Source organism: Helicobacter rappini (assembly GCF_900198625.1).
GTDB lineage: Bacteria > Campylobacterota > Campylobacteria > Campylobacterales > Helicobacteraceae > Helicobacter_A > Helicobacter_A rappini.
Window position 1 is genome coordinate 1 of record NZ_FZPK01000072.1, and the last position, 2134, is coordinate 2134.

The window sequence follows — 2134 nt, forward strand, 5'->3', positions numbered from 1 at the left end:
TGTTGTGTGAGTGTTTGGGATAGAGGAGTGTTGGGTAGAGCAGTAGATATAGAGTTCATTAATATGGAGCGTGAAATTACCCTCTTTAGAGCAATCGGTAGAATGCGCTTTGTTGTCTTTTAGCCTTAGGGCTATGCCAAGTTTATTGACTTTTGTATCTTTGCTTATTTCGTTAGAAATACTATTACCTTGTTTGGCAAAGCCTATGTTATATAGTAAGATATTGCTTTGGTGTTTGTTTATGGTGAGTATAGGCTCTGCATTTTTAAAGATATACTCTTGTTGTGTATCGGCTATGTCGTTGCCATTTGGTTCTAGCTCAAGATATGTATTTTCTTGTGTAGATTGTGTATTGTGTTGTATCTCTGTGCCTAGATAATAATTGGTGCTTTGTGAATCCTTAAAATCACTCATATATAGCTTTGAAGTGCTCTCCAAGTAAGCGCAATCAATCTTTGTATCTTTGCATACGATAAGATAGAGTAGAGAATTAGGCTTTTGTCTTATTTGCAATGCTATATCTGAAATATGCTCGGGATAAAAGACAAAAAAGGTAGAGGCATTGTTTTGCCACATTCTTTTATTGATTGTAGCGATATTATCTATCACATTTGGTTTATTTTTAGACTTTTGTATGATATAAATGCTTCCTATGCTAAGGCTTGGATTATGCTCTTGTATATAATATTGCTTCATTGTGTGTAAAAAGGCTTGTGTGATTGAATCTAGGCTTTGAGATTGTGGGAAGTCATTATTAGTAAAATACTTCTTTATTGCTGCTTCTAAGCTTATAATGCTAGTATAGTATGTATGAGATTGCGGGTGTTTTGCAATGTTTAAAAATGTAAAGAATGTTATAGCTTCATTAAGGCTAACTTTGTACTGATTGAGATTGTTTGTAAGAGGTGTGCTATCATAAAGAGGTTGGAGTATTATATTGTTAATATCATTATTTTCATAAAGTCCAAAGAGATTAGATTGCTTAAAGCGTCTTAGGGCTATGTCTTTGTTTTTTGTGCTTCCACTATTATAGCGTATCTCATACCAAAGCTTAAGGCGGGATTGCTCTTTGAGTGCTTCTTTAAAGCCTTTGCCAAATACTTGCTTGCTATCACCACAATATTGTATGTGTAATAAAGCAAGATATTCTTTTGAGGCTTGGAGTGTTTTTAGATTCTCTTGAGTGATGTCATTTTGTAAAATTTGTATATAGTCATTTTTGCAATCCTTAAGAAAAGTATCTAAAGCCTCTTTGCTCTCATTAATGTGTTGTATATCATTCTCTAAGTCTATGTCGAAGTATAATTTAAATGTATCATAAAGCAACATTTCACTACTTTGCTTGAGGGTGTTGTGAGCTGTATGAATTGTTAGTGCTTCAAGTTTGCTCATTATAATGCCCTATATTCTATTTGCAGCTATTGTTTTCATTTTGATTCTACTCTCATTCTATGACTTTCTTGTTTCTCTGTATTCCTGTGTTACCTTACTCACTTTTACCTCCTTAGATTCTCTATTCTCTCTTGGGCTTTTCACTCATCACTCTACCTTTTTAGATTCTATCTCTTTTCTACTCACTCTTAACTTCTCCACCTTTGACTATCAATCCTTTAGAATCTATTGTTACTTCTACTCCGCCAGCTTTGATGATGACAGAATCTGAAGTAGCGGTTATGGTAGTCTCACCCACTTGGTGAGTTATTTGATTGCCAGCTTGCACTTCGCAATTAGATTCTATATTAGTATAGCTAGAATCCGCAGTTTGTGTCAATTGTTTTTTAGTTTGTAAGCTTAAATCCTCATTACTTGATACAATAATATAATTATTTGAGCTAAGATTGAATTGTTGTTGCGTGTTTAGACTAATGCCATTTGTTGCATAAAGCCCATATCCTTTATTGATGTGATTCTTACTATCTCCCTCTATGATTTCTGTTTTATCCCCTCCCACTTCCTCTTTGCTACTCCCCCCAACCTCTACCCTCTTATCTCCCCCAACATATTCACTACTATCTTTAGCTACTCTAAGTTTATTATCTACACCTACATTTAAGGTATTGCTTAAGCCTACTATAGTATCTTTGCTTAGGGCTACATTAGTTAGGTATTCTGCACCAACTCTTACATCTTTTAA

General features: G+C 34.3%; 1 protein-coding gene and 1 pseudogene. Both read right to left on the minus strand.

Annotation, left to right across the window (positions count from 1 at the left end):
- Window positions 1–1392, minus strand: a pseudogene (locus tag C6H17_RS11335) (TIGR02594 family protein); the annotation flags it as partial.
- A gap of 178 nt (window positions 1393–1570) precedes the next feature.
- Window positions 1571–2134: bacteriophage T4 gp5 trimerisation domain-containing protein (locus C6H17_RS11340; RefSeq protein ID WP_418904715.1), on the minus strand; the 564-nt coding region annotated here is incomplete at its 5' end.